Consider the following 21473-nt stretch of genomic DNA (forward strand, 5'->3'; position numbering starts at 1 on the left):
TCACTCCACCGGCAGGATCGCCAGAACGATCGTTTCGGAGCTGATGCCGCTGAGTTGCAGCAGCAGTTCACCTGCGGCGAACTCGTAGCGCACCAGCTTGCGCACGCCCTCGCAATCGGTGGCGCCACTGAAGCCGCTGGGCTTCAATGTGCGGTCCGCTTGCACGGCGTCGATCCACGCGGCCGCCGGCAGCGCCACCGTATAGGTGCCGGCCTTGCCGACCTGCTTGATGCGGACGAAGCCAGCGAAGCGCTCCGGCGCCGAGCCGCGTTCGGGCGGCTTCGGCAGAGAAGCTTCGGCCGCCGGCTTCAAGGCCAGCACGATCGCGCGCGTCGGCAGCGCGTCTAATGTCTGACCGGACGTGAGTTGCGTTTTGTCGGGTGCGGTCAGGCTGGCGCGCTCCCGATCCATCGGCCATTTGAACGCCGCGCAGCCGCTCGGCTCCGCGGCGCCGGCGGTGATGGTGGAAATTCCGAGAAGGATCAAAATGATCGCGGCCTGCCGGGCGCGTGCGATCGACATCATGCAGGCTCCAACCTTCGACCCGCAGAAAATGCGGTCGAGTTGCAGATGGTTGGAACCCTCGTTCCTGACGACGGTGGGCGCTTACGGCGCGGCACCGCCATCAGGATAGCAAAAGCCGCGAGAGATGGAAGCGCGCTGCATCAAAAGCTGCGCGCCTCCGTGTCGCAACGGTCAGGCAGGCTGCGCGCCGGTCTTGATCAAGGTGCCGACATGCTGGCCGCGCAGCGCCGCGGTAAGCTTGCCGGGCTTCAGGCCGTTGACGACCTGCACCCGCTCGATGTGGCGCGCATTGGCCATCACGTCGAACAGCGCGCGGTCGAGCGGCAGGGTGCCGTCGTGCTTGGCGAGATCGGCATAGTTGGTCTCGGCGATCAGCTTGGCCTTGTCGCCGCCGGGCGCGTTCGGATCGGCGCTGTAAACGCCGTCGACGTCCTCGACGATGGTCAGGCCGGCGGCACCGAGCGCATCCGCCAGCAGGAAGGCGCCGACGTCGCAGCGATGCGGCGGCAGCCGCGCGCCGGGGAATTCGTGGTTGTGGTAGGGCGGGAAGGCGCTCGCCACCACCGCACGCGCCGCGCTGAGATGGATCGCGAGCTGGTTCGCCACCGTCGGCTTCTCGACGTAGGACACGCCTTCCGGCGCCAGCATGGTCGCAAGGATATGGCCGTTCTGTCCGGCCTCGCTTGCCGCCAGCGGCGCGAGCGAACCGACCGGCAGGCCGAGATCGAGCGCGACGCTGTAGAGATGCCGGGCGCGGACGCCGGCGCCGGTCAGGATCAGCAGGCGATGCTCGGGCAGCAGCGCGCGCAGTTCGTCGACGATCGGCAGGATCGCTTCGGCCCCGCGGTCCATGATCGAGCGGCCGCCGATCTTCACGACCTGCAGCCAGGGCAGGATGCGGATCGGCTTCTTGCCGGCGACCGGGCGGGTGAGATTGCTGTCGAGCAGCGTCTGGCGCGCGAGCGGCGAGGCGACGTGCTTGATGTGGTTGGTATCAGCCATGGTCGATCCTCAGTTCGCGGTGATGATGGTGCCGACGTGCTCGCCAGCGAGCGCGCGCGTCAGATTGCCCGGCACCAGGCCGTTGACGACCTGAACCTCGCGCACGTGGCGTGCGGACTTCAGCAGGTCGAGCACGGGGAATTCGAGGATCGAATCGTGCAGACCCTTGGCCTTCATCTCGTCGACCGAGATCTTCGGAATGAAGGTGGCGTTCTTCGAGGTCTTCGGGTTCTCGGTGTAAAGGCCGTTCTCGTCCTTCACGTAGATCATCGCCTTGCAGCCGAACTGCTCGGACATCAGGTAACAGCCGGCGTCGGTGCGATACGGCGGGATCACGCCGTCAGCGGAGGGGCGCATCCATAGGCCATAGGGCGGCATGCCCGAGAATACGACGGCATTCACTTCCTTGAGATACAGCGGCACCGCCGACAGCCCGGCATCGCCGACCGACGAGATGCCGTGCTTGGCGAGCAATTGCCCAAGCATTTCTGCATTCTGGCTGGCGACCGAAGCGCCGAGCTGTGACAGCACGCCGGCCGGCAGGTTCAGGCCCGCCGCGATCGAATACAGGTGCCGCGCGCGTGTGCCGGCGCCGGTGCCGATCAGCAGCTTGTGGTCCTTGCGCGCCGAGACGATCTCCTCGACCAGCGGATAGACCGCAGCGCGGCCGCGGTCGATCACGCTCTGGCCGCCGATCTTGATCACGGTGGCGTCGGGCAGGATCCGATAATCCGCGGCAGCTTCGGTGGCGGCCAGAAGCTCGGGATCGGACATCGATCGCTGCATCAGCAGCGCTTCGAGCTCCGCAGGGGTATGGGCCATGAAAGATTCCTTGTGCATAGGCAGGTCAACGCTGCCGGGGCGGCGTCAGAGAGGTATTCGCGCTGGCGTTTATGGGAGGCAGGGGCCTCGGCCGTCTGGCAGCAGGGCACCGCAAACCGAAACAGTTGCGGTAGCTGGTTCCGTGGTGGAACTCGCCAAATGTGTCGCTAACGGACCTGTCCCGTCAATTAGAAATAGTAGCTATTAATGAGTAAATTCAAGGCGTTATGTAGCTGTCGGTGACGACGCTGCCAGCTTTGCGAAGCGTCATTTAGCGTACAGATGGGCTGCGATCAGGGCTGAGCGACTGGACGTCCTGAAGAGCGGGCCGAACGTTCTGCAATACCGGCGCTTTCCGCAGCCGCAATCCCGCTGAAGTCGATCGCTTCGCCGCGCATCCGCGATAGCGTCGCAAGCGCCCGGTCCCGGTCGCCCTCGAGCAGTTCGCGATAGTGCGTCTCGGCCGCATTCGGGCGACGCTGACGGATCGCCCGCAGCGTCGAGGCCATCAGGTCGGCACTCTGCCGGCGGATCTTGCGGGTCTGATAGTCGAGCGGTGATTTCCAGATCGTCGTCCACACCGTCTGATTGGCGAGGTCGGCGAGGAGTTCGACCAGCAGCTCGTTGCCGGAGCCGCGCGCGATGGTGCGCACGGCGCGCGTCGTGGTGCGCGCGAAGCTGAGCGGATCGTCGATCTCGACACCTGCATTCAGCTCATCAACACGCCGCGCCAGCGTCTCGACGAAGCTCTCGATCGGCGAGGTGGCCATCGTTCGCACTGCCAGCATCGACAGCGCGGTGCGGACGTTGAACAGATCAGCGACGGATTTTAGCGACAGCGGTTTGACGTAAGCGCCGCGGCGCGGATTGAGCTCGACCAGACGGCGCCGTTCGAGAATGCGGATCGCTTCACGGATCGGGCCACGGCTGACGCCGAAGTCACGCGCGAGGTCGAGCTCGACCAGACGTTCGCCCGCCTTACGACGCCCGGACACGATGTCGGCGCCAAGCTCCTCGGCGATCTGATCCGGCAGCGTGCGCAGAGAGAACCGCCCCACCGGTCCGGCCTCATCGTCGCCAGCGGCCCTGCGATAGGTTGTCGCTGCCATGTTGTCTCCTCGGCTTCCCCGCGGCGGTTCGCGTGCTGGTTCTCATTCGTAGCGTGACAGTCGATTGTTGACAATCGACAACCGGTGCCCTTTGATGGCCTCGCCGTCGCCGGACAGATACCGGCGCCAAAGCCGGACAGGCGACGGACCGCATGTGCATGCAGCGGATCAAGGGAGGTAGTCGCGATGACGTTCGCGCAGATGCGAACCCGCACCCGCAATGTCGGGGCGAAGATGCGCGGACTATCCGCCGCGCCGCAGCATGTCTCCGAGTTCAAGCAAATCGCTTCGGCTATTGCTGTGGCTGCCAGCGGCTTTGTGAGCTGACGCGCGGTGATGTCGGCCAGTCAAACCATTGCGCTCGATCGTGCAGCCGTGCCTGGCAATGCCGGAGCGCCGCTGCTTGCGGTCCGCGATCTGTCGCTGTCGTTCACGACCGCCGGCGGCTCGCTGCCGATCACGCGCAACGTCGGCTTCTCGATCGCGCCAGGCGAGCGCGTCGGCCTGGTCGGTGAGAGCGGCTGCGGCAAGACGGTGACCGGACTGTCGCTGCTGCGATTGCTGCCGGCGCACAACGCACAGGTACGCGGCGAGATCGTGTTCGACGGCATCGATCTGTTGAAGCTGTCGCCGCGGCGAATGCGGGCGGTGCGCGGCCGCGATATCGCGATGATCTTCCAGGAGCCGATGAGCGCGCTCGATCCGGTGTTCACCGTCGGCGATCAGATCAGCGAAGCCTACCGGGTGCATTTTCCGGTGAGCCGTGCCGAGGGCCGCGATCGCGCCATCGAGGCGCTGCGCGAAGTCGGCATTCCGGCGCCAGAGCGGCGCTGCGACGAATATCCGCATCAGCTCTCCGGCGGCATGCGGCAGCGCGTGATGATCGCGATGGCGCTGATCTGCAAGCCGAAGCTTCTGATCGCCGATGAGCCGACGACGGCGCTTGATGTCACCGTGCAGGCGCAGATCACCGACCTGTTGCGATCGTTGAGCGAGCGTACCGGCACCGCACTGATCTTCATCACCCATGATCTCGGCGTCGTCGCCGAAACCTGCACACGGATGATCACGATGTATGCCGGGGAAGTCGTCGAAGACGCGCCGGTCGACGACGTACTGATGCGGCCGCGCCATCCTTACACCTCGGGCTTGCTTCGTTCACTGCCTGGGCTCAGCGCCCGCCGTGGTGTGCTGTCGTCAATCCCAGGACGGGTGCCGTCGCCGAATGCGATGCCGGCCGGCTGCCGGTTTCGCGCGCGCTGCGCACATGCGGCGGCCGGCTGCGAGCGCGAGCAGGCGATGGTCGCGGTCGATGCCGGCCATGATGCCCGCTGCTGGCGGGCGTCCGAACTGGCCTTGCCGGGAGCAGTGAATTGACTGAGCCAGTGTCCGCGTCTCCGAGCGATGTCATCGCGGTGCGCCATCTGCGCATCCTGTTTCCGACGCGCGACGGCCACGACACCGTCAAGGCGGTCGATGGCATGGACTTCGAGGTTCGCACCGGCGAGACCTTCGGCATCATCGGCGAATCCGGATCGGGCAAGACCACGCTTGGCCGTGCTTTGGTGTCGCTGCTGAAGCCGACCGAGGGGCAGATCCTGCATCAGGGTGTCGATCCCGCCGCGCTCGGCGCCCGGGCGTTCCGCAAGCATCGCCGCGACTATCAGATCGTGTTTCAGGACCCCAATGCGGCGCTCAACCCGCGGATGACGATCATCGACAGCGTGATGGAGCCGCTGGAGATCGTCGGCGAGGGCGATGCGGCGTCACGCCGCCGCCGCGGCATCGCGGCGCTGGAGCGCGTCGGCCTGTCGCCGGAAGCTGCCGATCGCTATCCGCACCAGCTCTCCGGTGGACAGAAACAGCGCGTCAACATCGCGCGGGTGCTGACGCTGCGCCCCAAGGTGATCGTCTGCGACGAGGTGGTGGCGGCGCTCGACGTTTCGATCCGCGGCGACGTGCTCAACCTGTTTGCCGATCTGCAGCGCGAGTTCGGACTCACCTACGTGTTCATCACCCACGACATCTCGGTGGTGTCGCACATCTCGGACCGGATCGCCGTCACCTATCTGGGCAAGCTGATGGAGCTTGGCCCGGCCGAAGACGTGATCGAGCATCCGCTGCATCCCTATACGCGCGCGCTGCTCTCGGCCGAGCCGATTCCGCTGCCGTCGCACCTGCGGGTCGACCGCCGCATCATTCTCGAAGGCGAGATTCCGAGTCCGGTGGCTCCGCCGTCCGGCTGCCGGTTTCGCACCCGCTGCCCGTCGGTGCAGCCGCGCTGCGCGGATGAGATACCGGCGTGGCGCGAGGTGAGGCCGGGGCACCGCGTCGCTTGCCATTTCGCGACCGCCGACGGTCCGCCGCCCGATCAACGACAAGCACAAAACACAACAATCATGGGAGGACCAACATGCGCGTGATCGATTTCGGTGAACGCACGCTGCGCCGTCGCGAGGTTCTGGCGCTGCTCGGCGGAGCGGCTGCGGTCGGCGTGCTCGGACTGCCGGGGCAGGCGCTCGCCGCCAAGACCGGCGGCATCCTGAAGGTCGCTGCGCCCGCCAATCCGTCGTCGCTCGATCCGGCGACCGGCGGCGCCGGCTCCGATCACAGCATCCTGTGGACGATCTACGACACCCTGGTGGAGTGGGACTACGACACGCTGAAGCCGAAGCCGGGCCTCGCGAAGTGGTCGTATCCCGATCCGAAGGTCATGGTGCTGGACATCTCCGAAGGCATCAAATTCCACGACGGCACGCCGCTCGACGCCGAGGCGGTGAAGTTCAACCTCGATCGCAACCGCTCCGACCAGCGCTCCAACGTCAAGCCGGACCTGTCCAGCGTCGACAGCGTCGAGGTCACCGGCCCGCTGCAGGTCACGCTGAAGCTGAAGAATCCCGACACCGCTCTGCCGGCGATCCTGTCGGATCGTGCCGGCATGATGGTTTCGCCGACCAACATCAAGGCGCTCGGCAACGACACCGACCGCAAGCCGGTCGGCGCCGGTCCGTGGAAATTCGTCCGCTGGAACGACAATGAGATCGTCGTCGTCGCGCGCAACGAAAATTACTGGCGCAAGGGCCGGCCGTTCCTCGACGGCATCGAGTTCAACATTATCCCGGAGAATGCCACGGCGCTGCGCTCGGTGGTCGCCGGCCAGAACGACATGGCGTTCCAGCTGCCGGCGCGGCTGAAGCCGGTGATCGAACGCGCCAAGGACCTCAAGCTGGTGTCGTCGCCGACGCTGTATTGTATCCAGGTGTATTTCAACTACGCCCGTGCGCCGCTCGACAACGTCAAGGTTCGCCAAGCGATCAACTATGCGCTGGATCGCGACACCTTCGTCAAGGCGGCGCTTAGCGGCCTCGGCGAGCCGGCGCGGATGACGCTGCCGAGCTCGCACTGGGCCTATGCCAAGGACGTTGCCGGCACCTATCCGTACGATCCTGAGAAGGCGAAGAAGCTGCTCGCCGAGGCCGGCTACAAGGACGGGCTGGAAATGACGATCGGCGGCTACACCGATCAGGACTCGGTGCGGCGTGGCGAGGTCATTCAGGACCAGCTCGGCAAGGTCGGTATCAAGCTGAAGTTCACCCGCGGCACCATTGCCGAAATCAGCGCGCAGTTCTTCGCCCAGGAAAAGAAGTTCGACATGCTGGTGTCGGCCTGGACCGGTCGCCCGGATCCCAGCATGACCTACGGGCTCGGCTTTGATAAGGGCGCGTACTACAACGCCGGCCGCACCGCCGATCCTGAGCTGTCGAAGCTGATTCAGGAAAGCCGCGCCAGCCAGGATCTCAACGAGCGCGCCGCGGTATTCGCCAAGATCCAGCGCTTCACCGTGGAGCAGGCGCTGTCGGCGCCGCTGGCGTTCCAGTACGAGCTCGACGCGCTGTTGGCGAAGGTCAAGGACTTCCAGCCGAACCTGCTCGGCAAGCCGAAGTTCGAGAACATCTCGCTCGCCTGATCAAACGGCGCCGCGACTGCTCGCGGCGCCGTTCTGCCAAATGGGTTTGGTCATGTTGAACGCCATGCGTCTGCGCATCATCGGTCGTCGCCTGTTGCACGCGGTGCCGGTGGTGGTGCTGTCCACCTTCATCGTGTTCGGGCTGCTCAAGCTGGTGCCCGGCGACGTCGCGGTGACGCTGGCGGGCGACAACGCGTCCGAGCAGCGCATCGCCGAGATCCGCGAGCTGTATGGCCTGAACCAGCCGTTCCTGGTGCAATACGGCGCCTGGTTGTGGAAGGCCGTGCAGGGCGATCTGTCGACCTCGCTGGTGTCGAGCGAGGCGGTGCTGACCTCGATCGAGCGCTGCCTGCCGCACACGCTGCTGATCGTGGCACTCGCGCTGCTCACCGCGTTGGTGATCGGCGTGCCGCTCGGCATCGCGGCGGCGGCAAAGCCGGGCTCGTGGATCGACGGCATCGTGATGGCGATCGCTTCGCTCGGCGTCGCCGTGCCGAATTTCTGGCTCGGCATGTTGTTGGTGGCGTTCTTCTCTCTGCAGCTCAATTGGTTGCCGGCGACCGGCGCCGCGTCGCTGATGAAGGACCCTGCCGCCGCGCTCAGCCATGCCATTTTGCCGGCGCTGGCACTCGCCTCCGGTGGTATCGCCGAGGTGGCGCGTCAGCTGCGCTCCTCACTGGTGGAGATCCTGTCGTCGCAGCAGGTCCGCACCCTGCATGCCAAAGGCCTGCCACCATCGTCGATCCTGTGGCGGCACGGCTTGAAGAACGTCAGCGTCAATCTGCTCACCGTCATCAGCCTGCTGGCGAACCGGCTGTTGGCCGCGACCGTTGTCGTTGAGGCGGTGTTCGCGATCCCCGGCATGGGCGGGCTGATCGTCAACGCCGCAATGCACCGCGACTTCCCGGTGGTGCAGGGGGTGGTGTTCACCATGGTGCTGATCGTGGTGACGCTGAACCTGCTCACCGACATCCTCTACAGCGTGCTCGACCCGAGGATCGCGTCATGACGTCGGTCTCGCTTACCGCTCCTCCGCATCAACATCGTCGTCGGCGGATGCGCCGCTTCCTGCGCTGGTTCGTGTCCGATTTGCGCGGCGCGATCAGCCTGACGTTTCTGCTGATCCTGCTGGTGATCTCGCTGCTGGCGCCGTGGATCGCGCCGTATAACCCTGTCGCCCAGGACATCGATGCGGCGCTGGCGCCGATGTCGGCACAGCATTGGCTCGGCGCCGACGATCTCGGCCGCGACACGCTGAGCCGGCTGATCTACGGCGGCATGGCGTCGCTGTATGCAAGCTTCCTGGCGGTTGCGATAGCGGTGCTGATCGGTGTGCCGGTCGGCATCCTGGCCGGCTATCTCGGCGGCTGGGTCGACACCATGATCAGCCGCGTCATCGACAGCTTTCTGTCGTTCCCCGCGATTGTCCTCGCGATCGCCGTCACCGGCGCACTCGGTATCGGTCTCACCAACGGCATGATCTCGGTCGGCATCGTGTTCGCGCCGCAGCTTGCGCGGCTGGTGCGGGCCCGCACGCTGGTGGTGCGGCAAGAGCTGTATGTCGATGCCGCGCGCTGCTTCGGCGGTTCGACCACGCGCATCCTGTGGCGCCACGTGCTGCCGAACGCGATCCAGCCGGTGATCGTGCAGGTGACGCTGCTGCTCGCTGCCGCGCTGCTCGCAGAGGCCAGCCTCAGCTTCCTCGGTCTCGGCATCCAGCCGCCTGATCCGAGCTGGGGCGCGATGCTGGCGCGCGCCTATCAGAACATGGAGATCGCGCCGGAGCAGATGTATCCGCCCGGGCTCGCCATCCTGTTCACCGCGCTCGCCTACAACACGCTGGGCGAGTCCTTGCGGGCGTCACTCGATCCGACGATGAAGCGCAACTGATCAAACAAGAACAACAAGGACGAGACATGACCGTGGACGCCAAGGAAGCCGATTATCTTGCAAAGCTGCATGAGCTGTGGGCCAAGGCGTGGCCGAAGGGAACGCCGCGCGAGCCGCAATATCTGCACGGCGAGGTCGCCCTCAGCGAATATCTGCGCGCCTGGGCTAAATCCGCGCCGCTGCGGCCGGCAGTGATCTTCTACGGTCACGTCACCACCTATGCGGATCTCGATGAGCAGAGCGATCGCTTCGCGGCGCTGCTGATGCAGAAGGGCGTGAAGAAGGGCGACCGCGTCGCGGTGTTCCTGCCGAACTGCCCGCAATTCCACATCGTGTTCTTTGGCATCCTCAAGCTCGGCGCGATCCATGTGCCGGTCAGCCCGCTGTCACGAGCCTTCGAGCTGTCCTACGAGCTCAACGACACCGACGCGGAAGTGATCGTGGCGCTCGATCAGCTCGCCGGCGTGGTCGAGCAGGTGCGCGCCGAGACCTCGCTGCGCGAAGTGATCGTCACCAGCTTTGCCGATGTGATCCCGGCCAATCCGACGATTCCCGTGCCGGATTCGGTGAGCGGCCCGCGGATCGCGGTGCCAGGCGCGACCGACCTGCTGCCGGCGCTCGCCGCGCTGCCGAAGCCGGAGCCGCTGCCGCCGGCCGCGCTCGACGAGGTCGCAGCGCTGAACTACACCGGCGGCACCACCGGTATGCCGAAGGGCTGCGTCCACACCCAGCGCGACATGGTCTACACGGCGGCCGCTAATCACGGCATCTCGGTGGTGGCCGATCAGAACAGCGTGTTCCTGTCGTTTTTCCCCGAGTTCTGGATCGCGGGTGAAAACTTCGGCCTGATCTTCCCGCTGTTCACCGGCGCAACGCTGGTGCTGCTGGCGCGGTGGGATGCGCTCGGCGTGCTGAGCGCGATCCAGCGCTACAAGGTCAACGTCACCGCGATGCCGGTCGACGGCGCGGTCGAGCTGATGGATCATCCGCGGTTCAACGAGTTCGACCTGTCCTCGCTCAGCCAGGTGCGGGTGGTGTCGTTCGTCAAGAAGCTCAACCCGACCTACCGCAAGCGCTGGAAGGATCTCACCGGCACGATCCTTACCGAAGCCGCGTGGGGCATGACCGAGACCCACACCTCGAACACCTTCACGGCCGGTTTCCAGGGCGACGATTTCGATCTGGTCTCCCAGCCGATCTTCGTTGGCCTGCCGGTGCCGGGTGCGGAGTTCAAGATCACCGACTTCGAGACCGGCGAGCTGGTGCCGCTCGGCGGCGAAGGCGAAATTCGCGTTCGGACGCCGTCGCTGCTCAAGAGCTACTGGAATAAGCCGGAGGCGACCGCGCAATCGCTGGTCGACGGCTGGCTGCGCACCGGCGACATCGGCACCATCGATCCGCAGGGCTTCCTGCACTTCCTCGGTCGCCGCAAGGAAATGCTCAAGGTCAAGGGTATGAGCGTGTTTCCGCCGGAGATCGAAGCGTTGCTCGGTCAGCATCCGAAGGTGCTCGGTTCGGGCGTGGTCGGACGCGACGATCCCGGCAAGGGCCAGGTGCCGGTCGCCTTCATCCAGCTCAAGCCGGAGGCCGAAGGCACCATCACGCCGGCTGAGTTGCAGGCCTGGTGCGTCGAGCGGATGGCGGTCTACAAGGTTCCGGAGATCCGAATTATCGACGCGCTGCCGATGACCGCGACCGGCAAGGTGAAGAAGCAAGAGCTCAACGCCAACGCGCCGCTGTGAAACGAGACGGCCGGCGACGTACAGGCGTTGCCGGCCCAAAGCTACCTGCCGAGGAAATCCCCAATGCCGTTCCGAAAACTGCTGATCGCCAACCGCGGCGAGATCGCGATCCGTATCGCGCGCGCCGCTGCCGAGTCCGGCCTGACCACGGTGGCGATCCATCCCGCCGACGATGCGGCGTCGCTGCACGTCCGCATCGCTGATCACGCCGAACAAATTCCCGGCCGCGGCGCGCGGGCCTATCTCGATATCGAAGCGGTGATCGCGGCGGCGAAGGCGGCGGGTTGCGATGCGCTGCATCCCGGCTACGGTTTCCTCAGCGAGAACGCCGATCTGGCGCGGCGCTGCGCCGAGGAGGGCATCACTTTCGTCGGTCCGTCGCCGGAAGCGCTGCGGCTGTTCGGCGACAAGGTCGCCGCCAAGGAGCTGGCGAAACGCTGTGGCGTGCCGATCATCGCCGGCACCATCGGGCCGTCGACACTGGAAGAGGTGCAGGCGTTCTTCGCCTCGCTCGGCGACAAGCCGGCGGTGATGATCAAGGCAATGGCCGGCGGCGGCGGCCGCGGCATGCGCGTGGTCGAACGCGCCGAGGATCTTGCCGACGCCTATGCGCGCTGCCAGTCCGAAGCCAAGGCGGCGTTCGGCTATGAGGGCGTCTATGCCGAGCGGCTGATCCGCAATGCCCGGCACATCGAAGTGCAGATCATCGGCGACCGGCATGGCAATGTCAGCCAGCTGTGGGAGCGCGAATGCACGATCCAGCGGCGCAATCAGAAGCTGATCGAAATCGCACCGAGCCCGTCGCTGCCGGAGGGGCTGCGCAGCCGCATCGTCGAGGCGGCCAAGACCCTCGCGGCAGCAGCGAACTACGATAGCCTCGGCACCTTCGAATTCCTGGTCGACGGTGAAGCCGGCGAGGGCGACGGCGCTTTTGCTTTCATCGAAGCCAATCCGCGGCTGCAGGTCGAACACACCGTCACCGAAGAGGTGCTGTCGGTCGATCTGGTGCGCTCGCAGCTCGCCGTCGCCGGCGGCGCGATGCTGGCGGCGCTCGGGCTCGATCAGGCCTCGGTGCCGCGGCCGCGCGGGTTCGCCATCCAGCTCCGCGTCAACATGGAGACGATGGACGCCAAAGGCGCGACCAAGCCGACCGGCGGCACGCTGGCGGTCTTCGAGCCGCCGTCCGGCCCCAGCGTTCGCGTCGATACGTTCGGCTACGCCGGCTACACCACCAGCGCGGCTTACGACTCGCTGCTCGCCAAGGTGATCGTGCATGGCCGCGGCGATTGGGCCGAGGCGGTCGCCAAGGCGTCCCGTGCGCTACGCGAATTCAGAGTAGGCGGCGTCGCCACCAACATCCCGCTGCTGCAGGCGATCCTCGCGCACGCCGACTTCAAGGCCAATCGGGTCAGCACCAGTTTTATCGATCGGCACGTCGCCGATCTGGTCGAAGCCGCGCAGCAGTTTGGTCAGCCGCTGATCGCGACGGAGAGCGCCGACAAGCGGAGTAGCGGGGCCGCTGCGGCCAACGCCGAGCCGGTGCCGGAAGGCGCGGTCGCGATCGCCGCGCCGCTGCAGGGCACGGTGGTGGCGATCACGGTTGCCGAGGGCGACGTGGTACGGCCGGGGCAGCAGCTCGCGGTGATCGAGTCGATGAAGATGGAGCATCTGGTCGCGGCCGAGCAGGGTGGCCGCATCCGGCGCATCGTCGCCGCCGATGGCGTGACGCTGATGCAGGGCGAGCCGATCCTGTATTTCGAGCCGCAGGACGTCGAAGGCGACCACGTCATCGCCGAAGAGGATATCGATCTCGACGCGATCCGGCCGGACCTCGCCGAGATGCTGGCGCGGCAGGCCAACACGCTCGACGAGAACCGCCCCGACTCGGTCGGACGGCGGCGCAAGACCAACCAGCGCACCGCGCGCGAGAATGTCGCGCAGCTCGTCGACGAAGGCTCGTTCATGGAGTACGGCAGCCTGGCGATTGCCGCGCAGCGCCGCCGCCGTCCGCTCGACGACCTGATCAAGAACACGCCGGCCGACGGCCTCGTCACCGGCGTCGCCACCGTCAACGCCAAGCAGTTCGGCGAGCACGCCGCGCGCTGCATGGTGATCGCCTACGACTACACCGTGCTGGCCGGCACCCAGGGTCACATGAACCACAAGAAGATCGACCGGATGCTGACGCTGGTCGAGCAGTGGCGGATGCCGCTGGTGTTCTACGCCGAAGGCGGCGGCGGTCGGCCGGGCGACACCGATCGGCTCGGCATGACCGGCCTCGACGGTCCGTCGTTCGTGCAGTTCGCCAAGCTGTCCGGCCTGGTGCCGGTAGTCGGCATCGTCTCCGGCTATTGCTTTGCCGGCAACGCCGCGATGCTCGGCTGCTGCGACGTCATCATCGCCACCCAGAACGCCTCGATCGGCATGGGCGGTCCGGCGATGATTGAAGGCGGCGGCCTCGGCGTTTATCATCCGGCCGAGGTCGGACCGGTGTCGTTCCAGTCGCCGAACGGCGTGGTCGACATCCTGGTGCAGGACGAAGAAGAGGCGACCCGCGTCGCGCAGAAATATTTGTCATATTTCCAGGGCGCGGTGAGCGAGTGGAAGGCACCGGACCAGCGGCTGCTGCGCCGGGCAATCCCCGAGAACCGGCTGCGGGTGTACGACATCCGCACCGTCATCGACCTGATCGCCGACGAGGACTCGGTGCTCGAACTGCGCCGCGATTTCGGCGTCGGCATGATCACCGCCTTCATCCGCATCGAGGGCAAGCCGTTCGGTCTGATCGCCAACAATCCGAAGCATCTCGGCGGCGCGATCGACGCCGACGCCGGCGACAAGGCGGCGCGCTTCCTGCAGCTCTGCGATGCGTTCGACATTCCGATTGTGTCGCTGTGCGATACGCCCGGCTTCATGGTCGGCCCGGAAGCTGAGAAGACCGCGATCGTCCGCCACGTCGCGCGGATGTTCGTCACCGGCGCCAGCCTCACCGTGCCGCTGTTCGGCATCGTGCTGCGCAAGGGCTACGGCCTCGGCGCGCAATCGATGATCGGCGGCGGCTTCCACGCCTCGTTCTTCACCGCCGCCTGGCCGACCGGTGAATTCGGCGGCATGGGGCTGGAGGGCTACGTGCGCCTCGGCTTCCGCAAGGAGATGGAGGCGATTGCCGACCCCGCCGAACGCGAGGCTTACTACAAGAATAAGGTCGCGGAGCTATATGCCAACGGCAAGGCGGTCTCGATCGCCTCGGTGTTCGAGATCGACAATGTGATCGATCCTGCCGAGACGCGGCGCTGGATCATGGCCGGGCTGCGCTCGGTGCCGACGCCACCGGAGCGCAGCGAGCGCAAGCGGCCCTGCATCGACACCTGGTAACAGCCGGCGCAGAAACGATTGGGAGCGAAACGATGACGCAAGCTGCATTCGAGACGCCGATCGACGACACCGGCGAGGCGCTGGTCGGGCCGTGGCGCCAGCCGCGGCAGATGCTGCACGCCCAGGTGTACGACTCGCACGCCTCGATCCACGACGATGCCACCGCTCAGAAGCTCGGCTTCAAGGGCGGTACCATCGAAGGCCCGACGCATTTCAGCCAGTTCGCGCCGTTGTGCGAACGGCTGTGGGGGAAGGAATGGTTCGAGACCGGTTGCATCTCGGCGCACTACCGTAACGCCGCGTTCGAGGGCGAGGACGTTCAGGCGATCGTCGACAAGCCCGCGGCCGGTAGCCGTCACACCACCATCCGCATGGTGAAGCGCGACGGCACCGAAGTGCTGCGCGGCACGGTCTCGGTCGGCCGCGACGCGCCGCCGTCCGCGCTCGACGTCCGCCTTACCGAGCTGAAGCCGCTGGCTGATCCGGTGATCCTGCGCGACGTCTCGGTCGGAATGACGACCAAGACCCAGGCGGCGCGCATGGATCACGATCAGGTCATGGGCGAGCTGTATCCGTTCTCGCTGGCGCAGAAGCTCGAGGTCATCACCGAGCCGTCGCCATATTATCGACCGGGAGGCGGTTCGCCGTGGGGCAAGGCGATCATCCCGCTGGAGATGCTGAGCGTGCTGTTCCAGTACCTCAGCAAGCAGGACGGTTTGCTGGTGCGTGGCCCGGTGGTCGGTCTGTTCGCCGATCAGGAGATCCGGCTGATCGAGGGGCCGCTGTTCGTCGGCGAGCCCTATCGGATCGAGCGCAAGGTGGTGGCGCTGTCCGGCAGCAAGCGGACCGAGAGCATGTGGGTGCGCAGCGAAGCCTATGACGCCACTGGCCGTCTGGTAGCGACCATGCTGCTGAATTCGGCGACGTTGAAGGACTCCTACGACCCGTATGCGCAGGAATACGCCGCGCTGTACCCGACGGGATAGTCCTGCCTATTGGGTCAGGAACAGGCTGGCCGCAATCGCCACCGTGATGATCGCGGTGGCGACCACGCCCGTGGTTTGTAGCGCGCCGAACCGCCGCATCGCGAGCGCGAAGGCGACAATGATCACCGAGACGACGATCAGCCCCAGCTTGGCTTCTGTCATGGGTCCCTCATGCTCTGATGAGGCGCGATCCTAGCGGCCGCCGGGAAGCGCTGTTTGTCGGGGCGCAAGCTCTGGTGAATTGCCTGCGAGTTTGTCGCGGCACAACGTTCCGTCGGGCGCCGCCTCTATCGTCGCGCCATGACCGACGCGATCGCAGCGGGCGTGCCCGCGCTCTCCGACAGCACCGATAGCCGCACCGCGTCCGGTGTCAGCGCGCTGGATTCGCTGCCCGGTCACCTGATGATGTGGGTGCTGATCTTCAGCGAACTCGCCGCATTCGGCGCGCTGCTGATCGGGTTCCCGATCGCGCGGGCGCTGCAGCCTGAAGCGTTTGCGGCCGGGCAGGGCCAGCTCGATCCGGCGCTCGCCGCCGCCAATACGCTCTGCCTGGTGTCGAGCGGCTGGTTCGCCGCCAAGGCCAGCGCCGCAGCTCATGCTGGCTCACGCCAGGCGACGTGGCGCTGGACGCTGGGCGCCTGTCTGCTCGGCGCCGCGTTCATCGCCATCAAGCTGTTCGAATATGCCGGCGAGATCGGCCGCGGTGCCGATATCGATGGCAGCACCTTCTTCACGCTGTACTTCCTGCTCACCGGATTTCATCTGCTGCATGTCGCACTCGGGATCGCGATCCTGCTCGGCGTGGCGTGGCGCGCCAGTGCGGCTGCGGTCGAAAGCGGAACCTGTTTCTGGCACATGGTCGATCTGGTGTGGCTGGTGATGTTCCCGATCGTCTATCTGATGCGGTGACGCAATGATCCGGTTTGCTCAGCGCCGAGATCGCAGCGCGATCGCTCTCCTGCTGCTGACCATCCTCGGTGTTTTACTCAGTCGTGGTGCAGCTGCTGCGTTTGCCGGCGGCGCCGTGCTGATGGTGATCGCGGTGCTGAAAGCCCGACTGGTCGTGCTCGATTACTTCGGGTTCCGCGGCGCACCCGGGCCGTGGCGGGCGCTGCTGTTCGGCTGGATCGCACTCGTAGCGTGCGGTGCACTCGCCTCGCCATTGGTACAAGCTCTGCGCTAATCGTTCCGAACCTTGAGCCAGCACAAAGTTGCGGCGATCCGGTCGATTAGTTTTGCCGACGAAGCTGCAGCGCCGCACCTTCGCCTCCCCCACATCGAAAAGGAATCACGTGATGGCTGAACGCCTCACCAAGTCTGCCGCGCGCAATGTGTTCTTCGGCGGCTCGGCCTTCTTCTTCGCGATCTTCATCGGGCTCACCGCTCACAGCCATTATTACATCGCGACCAAGTCGACCGACACCGGGACGCTGACCCCCTCGGTGGCCCGCGGCAAGCATGTTTGGGAAAAGAACTCCTGCATCAACTGTCACACCCTGCTCGGCGAGGGGGCGTATTTCGCTCCTGAACTCAGCAACGTCTGGGTGCGCTGGGGCGGCGACAAGGATCCGGCTCAGGCCCGCGAGATGCTGAAATCCTGGATGGCGTCGCAGCCGTCCGGCGTCCAGGGACGGCGGCAGATGCCGCAGTTCCATTTGACCGATCGGGAGGTGGGTGATCTCGCCGACTTCCTGGAGTGGACCAGCAAGATCAAGACCCAGCACTGGCCGCCGAACGACGCCGGCTGATCCGACCTTCACGCATCCGCATCAGAAAGACCTCGTGATGAAATATCAAACCCAAAAGGTCGCGTTGCTGTATTTCTACGGCGCGTTGACGTTGTTCCTCGCCCAGGTGTCGTTCGGCGTGCTCGCCGGCACCATCTATGTGCTGCCGAATACGCTGTCGGAGCTTCTGCCCTTCAACATCGTCCGGATGATCCACACCAACGCGCTGATCGTCTGGCTGCTGATGGGCTTCATGGGCTGTGCCTATTATCTGGTGCCCGAAGAGGCCGAGAACGAGCTGTTCAGCCCGCTGCTGGCGAAAGTGCAATTCTGGCTGTTCTTCGGCGCCGCCGGCGCCGCGGTGGTCGGCTATCTGTTCCACTATCACGAAGGGCGCGAGTTTCTCGAGCAGCCGTTCGTGATCAAGGTCGGCATCGTCGTGGTCTGCCTGATCTTCCTGTTCAACATCACCATGACGGTGCTGAAAGGGCGCAAGACTACCATCACCAACATCCTGCTGTTCGGGCTGTGGGGCGTGGCGATTTTCTTCCTGTTCGCGTTCTACAACCCGGCCAACCTCGCGCTCGACAAGATGTACTGGTGGTACGTCGTGCACCTCTGGGTCGAGGGGGTGTGGGAATTGATTATGGCGTCGGTGCTGGCGTTTCTGATGATCAAGCTCAACGGCATCGATCGCGAAGTTGTGGAGAAGTGGCTCTACGTCATCATCGGCCTGGCGCTGTTCTCCGGCATTCTCGGCACCGGCCACCACTATTACTGGATCGGTGCGCCGGGCTACTGGCAGTGGATCGGCTCGCTGTTCTCGACCCTGGAGGTCGCGCCGTTCTTCACCATGGTGGTGTTCACCGTGCAGATGACCTGGAAGGCCGGCCGCAAGCATGAGAACCGCGCCGCGCTGCTGTGGTCGGTGGGCTGTTCGGTGATGGCGTTCTTCGGTGCCGGCGTCTGGGGCTTCCTGCACACGCTGTCCAGCGTGAACTACTACACCCACGGCACGCAGGTCACCGCGGCGCACGGCCATCTCGCCTTCTTCGGCGCCTATGTGATGCTGAACCTGGCGATGATGACCTACGCGATCCCGCAACTCCGCGGCCGCGCGCCGTACAACCAGGCGCTGTCGATCGCCAGCTTCTGGCTGATGTGCACGGCGATGAGCGTGATGACCTTCGCGCTGACCTTCGCCGGCATCATCCAAGTGCATCTGCAGCGCGTGCTCGGCCAGGGCTACATGGAGGTGCAGGACCAGATCGCACTGTTCTACTGGGTGCGGCTCGGCTCCGGCGTCGCCGTGCTGATCTCCGCGCTGATGTTCGTCTGGGCAATCCTCGTCGCCGGACGCACCAAGCAGGCGACGCTGACTGGCGCCCTGCAACCGGCCGAATAGGCCCCCTGGCGGCCACGGGGATCCGTGGCCGCCTCTTTCCATTCACGGAGATCGCCATGAAGCCCGCTCTACATGCCATCGATGCGACGCTGCCCGTTCCGCCGCCCTACACGCCCGCCGGCAACGAATGCGCGCTGTTCGAACACGCCTGGAAGCGGCGGGTGCCGCTGCTGCTGAAGGGGCCGACCGGCTGCGGCAAGACGCGCTTCGTCGCGCATATGGCGGCGCGGCTCGGCCTGCCGCTGTTCACGGTGTCCTGCCACGACGATCTTACCGCGGCGGATCTCACCGGCCGCTACCTGCTGAAGGGCGGCGAGACGGTGTGGGTCGATGGTCCGCTGACCCGCGCGGTGCGGGAAGGCGGCATCTGTTATCTCGACGAGGTGGTCGAGGCCCGCAAGGATGTCGCAGTGGTGCTGCATCCGCTCGCGGATGATCGCCGCGTGCTCCCGCTGGAGCGCACCGGCGAGGAACTGCAGGCGCCGCCGCATTTCATGCTCGTGGTGTCCTACAACCCCGGCTACCAGAGCCTGCTCAAGGCGCTGAAGCCGTCGACCCGGCAGCGTTTCGCCGCCATCGAGTTTGGCTTCCTCGCGCCCGAACAGGAGATCGCGGTGGTGGCCGCCGAGAGCGGCCTGCCGAGCGAGCGTGTCGCGCCGCTGGTCGCACTCGCCGGCCGGCTCCGCAAGCTCAAGGGCCACGACCTCGAAGAGGGCGTCTCGACCCGGCTGTTAGTGTATTGCGCCAGCCTGATCAGCGAAGGCCTCTCGGTGCGCGACGCCGTCCTCGCCGGCCTGATCGAGCCGCTGACCGACGATACCGATGTGAAAGCCGCCCTGATCGAAGTCGCCAGCGCGGTGATGGGATAGTCCGCCTCTCTTCAGTCATTCCGGGGCGCCGCGCAGCGGCGAGCCCGGAATCTCCTTCGATAACAACTTCGGGATTCCGGGTTCGCGAGCTGCGCTCGCGCCCCGGAATGACGGACCCGGGACGTTGTGGACAATCACCATGCTCGACTTCCTCGAACTCGAAGAGACCGTCGGCCGCGCCTGGCATCGGCTGGTGGGGCGCGCGGCGAGCTATCCGGAGCATCCAGAGCACGCGGCGATGCTGAACGACTGCCGTGCCGCGCTCGGTGTGATGTACCGCGGGCTCGGAGGAGAGACCGCGGTGCAGCTTGCCGGCAGCAGCGGCCGCACCTCGGGCCACCGGCTCGGCTGGCGGCAGCGCATCGGGCTCGGCGAGGAGCGGCTGATGCAGCCTGGCCGGGACGATGCCACGCTCTTCTTGCCCGACCGGATTGCGCTGTTCGCCGATGTCGCGCTGAATCGCGCGCTGTATCGCTGGCTGGCGGCTTGGTTCGCAGTGGCGCCGACCGGCAGCGTACACGAAGTCGATCCGCTGCGGCGCGACGTTCTGCTGCTGCGACGGGCATACGCGACGACGCAACGGGTGCTGGCCGCCTATCCCGGTTTCCGCGCCTCCTACCATCAACTTGCGGCAGCAACGGCTGCAGCGCGGCCACGCCGGGCGTTGCCGCGGATGGAGAGCGATCTCGAAACCGCGATCCAGGTGCTGCTCGGTGCGAACGTGACGCCGGACCCCGAGTTGTGGCGGATGATCGTGACCGACGGCGAGATCTCGGTCCGGTCGCCACCGGGCTATCAGCCGTTCCTGCCGTGCCCATTGTGGGGTGAAGTCTGGACTCGTGATGTCGAGGCTCCGGTCCGCGATCCGGATGACACTGACGAGGCGGCGTCAAAGCCTTGTTCGGAACCGCGGCGCAAGGTGGCGAAGCGCAAGGCGGACGATGGGCCGAAACGCGATCCGCTGGCGCTCAACCGGTTCGAGAAGATCCTGGCGATGGCCGAGATGGTCAATGTCGATCGCCCGACCGACGAGGACGACGACGACCACGCCGACAAGGCGGCCGACGATCTCGACGAGATCACCATCGGCAAATCGACCAAGAAGCCCGCGAGCAAATTCCGTTTCGATCTCGATCTGCCGCCGCAGGCGATCGAGCACAGCCGGCTCACCGCCGGCAAGCTGTATCCGGAATGGGACTATAAGCGCGGCGCCTATCTTGCGGATCATTGCCGGGTGCTGGCGCAGCAGGCGCCGGAGCAGGGCGAGGCGTGGCAATGCGGTGAGGCGACGCGGGCGCTGGTCAAACGGGTGCGGCGTCAGTTCGAGGCGTTGCGGCCGCGGCACGAGGTGCTGCGGGCGCAAGCCGACGGTCATGATCTCGATCTCGACGCGCTGGTGCGCTCGCGCTGCGAGATTGCCGCAGGCGATAGCGGCTTCGATCGTTTCCATCTCGCAGCCCGGTCGCAGGCGCGCGACCTGGCCGTGACGCTACTGGTGGACGTTTCGCTGTCGACCGATGCCTGGATCGACAATCGCCGCGTGCTCGACGTCGAGAAAGAAGCTTTGACGGTGCTGTCCCACGGCATCGAAGCCTGCGGCGATCAGCACAGCATCCTGACGTTCACGTCGCGGCGCCGGGATTGGGTGCGGGTGGAGACCGTAAAGGGCTTTGGCGAGAGCATGAGCCCGCTGGTCGAGCGGAGGATCGCGGCGCTGAAGCCCGGCTACTACACGCGGATCGGCGCGGCGCTGCGCCATGCCAGCGCGGAGCTGGCCAAACAGCCGCAGCGCAAGAAGCTGCTGCTGGTGCTGACCGACGGCAAGCCCAACGACGTCGACCACTACGAGGGCCGGTTCGCACTCGAGGACAGCCGCAGGGCGGTGCAGGAGGCGCGTCGCAGCGGCATTGCGGTGTTCGGCGTCACCATCGATGTCGATGCGCAGTCGTACTTTCCGACGCTGTTCGGCCGCGCCGGTTATGCCATCGTCGGACATATCGGCCGGCTGCCCGCCGCGCTCCCCGGCATCTACCGCAATCTGATGGGGTGACCGG

At 65.9% G+C, this 21473-nt stretch carries 20 protein-coding genes; 15 read left to right on the plus strand and 5 right to left on the minus strand.

Features of this window, described 5'->3' with window-relative positions; all coding sequences use genetic code 11:
- The 4 genes from LRC39_RS07155 to LRC39_RS07170 form a co-directional block, all read right to left on the minus strand.
- A complete protein-coding gene (locus LRC39_RS07155) occupies nucleotides 1-525 on the minus strand; it encodes a hypothetical protein (protein ID WP_346296785.1) in 525 nt (174 codons plus the stop codon).
- Between the two features lie 171 nt (nucleotides 526-696).
- Nucleotides 697-1527 (minus strand): molybdenum storage protein subunit alpha, encoded by an 831-nt coding sequence (locus tag LRC39_RS07160; RefSeq protein ID WP_346296786.1) that lies wholly within the window; start codon nucleotides 1525-1527, stop codon nucleotides 697-699.
- A gap of 9 nt (nucleotides 1528-1536) precedes the next feature.
- On the minus strand, nucleotides 1537-2349 hold the full coding sequence (locus tag LRC39_RS07165) for a uridine kinase (RefSeq protein ID WP_346296787.1): 813 nt from the start codon (nucleotides 2347-2349) through the stop codon (nucleotides 1537-1539).
- A gap of 293 nt (nucleotides 2350-2642) precedes the next feature.
- Entirely contained in the window at nucleotides 2643-3458 is an 816-nt protein-coding gene (locus LRC39_RS07170; protein ID WP_346296788.1) for a GntR family transcriptional regulator, read from the minus strand.
- 186 nt (nucleotides 3459-3644) lie between these two features.
- Between LRC39_RS07170 and LRC39_RS07175 the strand changes: the two genes are divergently transcribed.
- The 9 genes from LRC39_RS07175 to LRC39_RS07215 all read left to right on the plus strand — a co-directional run bounded on the left by LRC39_RS07175 (nucleotide 3645) and on the right by LRC39_RS07215 (nucleotide 15418).
- Nucleotides 3645-3785 (plus strand): hypothetical protein, encoded by a 141-nt coding sequence (locus tag LRC39_RS07175; RefSeq protein WP_159059322.1) that lies wholly within the window; start codon nucleotides 3645-3647, stop codon nucleotides 3783-3785.
- A gap of 9 nt (nucleotides 3786-3794) precedes the next feature.
- The gene (locus LRC39_RS07180) at nucleotides 3795-4835 is read left to right on the plus strand and encodes an ABC transporter ATP-binding protein (RefSeq protein WP_346296789.1); all 1041 of its coding nucleotides are present in this window, start codon (nucleotides 3795-3797) and stop codon (nucleotides 4833-4835) included.
- The gene (locus tag LRC39_RS07185; protein ID WP_346296790.1) at nucleotides 4832-5881 is read left to right on the plus strand and encodes an ABC transporter ATP-binding protein; all 1050 of its coding nucleotides are present in this window, start codon (nucleotides 4832-4834) and stop codon (nucleotides 5879-5881) included. Before LRC39_RS07180 ends, LRC39_RS07185 begins: the two co-directional genes overlap by 4 nt.
- Nucleotides 5872-7425 carry an ABC transporter substrate-binding protein gene (locus tag LRC39_RS07190; protein WP_346296791.1) on the plus strand — a complete coding sequence of 518 codons (1554 nt, stop codon included), beginning with the start codon at nucleotides 5872-5874 and terminating at the stop codon, nucleotides 7423-7425. Before LRC39_RS07185 ends, LRC39_RS07190 begins: the two co-directional genes overlap by 10 nt.
- Nucleotides 7426-7477: 52 nt before the next feature.
- The gene (locus LRC39_RS07195; RefSeq protein ID WP_346296792.1) at nucleotides 7478-8434 is read left to right on the plus strand and encodes an ABC transporter permease; all 957 of its coding nucleotides are present in this window, start codon (nucleotides 7478-7480) and stop codon (nucleotides 8432-8434) included.
- Entirely contained in the window at nucleotides 8431-9315 is an 885-nt protein-coding gene (locus tag LRC39_RS07200; RefSeq protein ID WP_346296793.1) for an ABC transporter permease, read from the plus strand. Before LRC39_RS07195 ends, LRC39_RS07200 begins: the two co-directional genes overlap by 4 nt.
- A 26-nt stretch (nucleotides 9316-9341) precedes the next feature.
- Nucleotides 9342-11057, plus strand: a complete 1716-nt coding sequence (locus LRC39_RS07205) for an AMP-binding protein (protein WP_346296794.1) — start codon at nucleotides 9342-9344, stop codon at nucleotides 11055-11057.
- Between the two features lie 63 nt (nucleotides 11058-11120).
- Nucleotides 11121-14432, plus strand: a complete 3312-nt coding sequence (locus tag LRC39_RS07210) for an acetyl-CoA carboxylase family protein (RefSeq protein ID WP_346296795.1) — start codon at nucleotides 11121-11123, stop codon at nucleotides 14430-14432.
- Nucleotides 14433-14464: 32 nt separating this feature from the next.
- Nucleotides 14465-15418, plus strand: a complete 954-nt coding sequence (locus LRC39_RS07215; protein WP_346296796.1) for a hypothetical protein — start codon at nucleotides 14465-14467, stop codon at nucleotides 15416-15418.
- Nucleotides 15419-15424: 6 nt separating this feature from the next.
- On the opposite strand, the gene LRC39_RS07220 is transcribed toward LRC39_RS07215, so the two are convergent.
- Nucleotides 15425-15580 carry a hypothetical protein gene (locus LRC39_RS07220; RefSeq protein WP_346296797.1) on the minus strand — a complete coding sequence of 52 codons (156 nt, stop codon included), beginning with the start codon at nucleotides 15578-15580 and terminating at the stop codon, nucleotides 15425-15427.
- Between the two features lie 138 nt (nucleotides 15581-15718).
- Between LRC39_RS07220 and LRC39_RS07225 the strand changes: the two genes are divergently transcribed.
- From LRC39_RS07225 to LRC39_RS07250, 6 genes are all read left to right on the plus strand, one after another.
- Complete coding sequence (locus LRC39_RS07225) at nucleotides 15719-16327, plus strand: cytochrome c oxidase subunit 3 family protein (RefSeq protein ID WP_346296798.1); 609 nt, start codon at nucleotides 15719-15721, stop codon at nucleotides 16325-16327.
- Between the two features lie 4 nt (nucleotides 16328-16331).
- Complete coding sequence (locus LRC39_RS07230; RefSeq protein WP_263991008.1) at nucleotides 16332-16601, plus strand: cytochrome C oxidase subunit IV family protein; 270 nt, start codon at nucleotides 16332-16334, stop codon at nucleotides 16599-16601.
- Between the two features lie 112 nt (nucleotides 16602-16713).
- A complete protein-coding gene (locus LRC39_RS07235) occupies nucleotides 16714-17166 on the plus strand; it encodes a c-type cytochrome (RefSeq protein WP_346296799.1) in 453 nt (150 codons plus the stop codon).
- 37 nt (nucleotides 17167-17203) lie between these two features.
- On the plus strand, nucleotides 17204-18550 hold the full coding sequence (locus tag LRC39_RS07240) for a cbb3-type cytochrome c oxidase subunit I (protein ID WP_107354699.1): 1347 nt from the start codon (nucleotides 17204-17206) through the stop codon (nucleotides 18548-18550).
- A gap of 56 nt (nucleotides 18551-18606) precedes the next feature.
- A complete protein-coding gene (locus LRC39_RS07245; RefSeq protein ID WP_346296800.1) occupies nucleotides 18607-19419 on the plus strand; it encodes a CbbQ/NirQ/NorQ/GpvN family protein in 813 nt (270 codons plus the stop codon).
- A 139-nt stretch (nucleotides 19420-19558) separates the two neighbouring features.
- On the plus strand, nucleotides 19559-21469 hold the full coding sequence (locus LRC39_RS07250; RefSeq protein WP_346296801.1) for a nitric oxide reductase activation protein NorD: 1911 nt from the start codon (nucleotides 19559-19561) through the stop codon (nucleotides 21467-21469).
- The last annotated feature ends 4 nt before the right edge of the window (nucleotides 21470-21473 follow it).

Source organism: Rhodopseudomonas sp. P1 (assembly GCF_039642825.1).
Classification (GTDB): domain Bacteria; phylum Pseudomonadota; class Alphaproteobacteria; order Rhizobiales; family Xanthobacteraceae; genus Rhodopseudomonas; species Rhodopseudomonas palustris_H.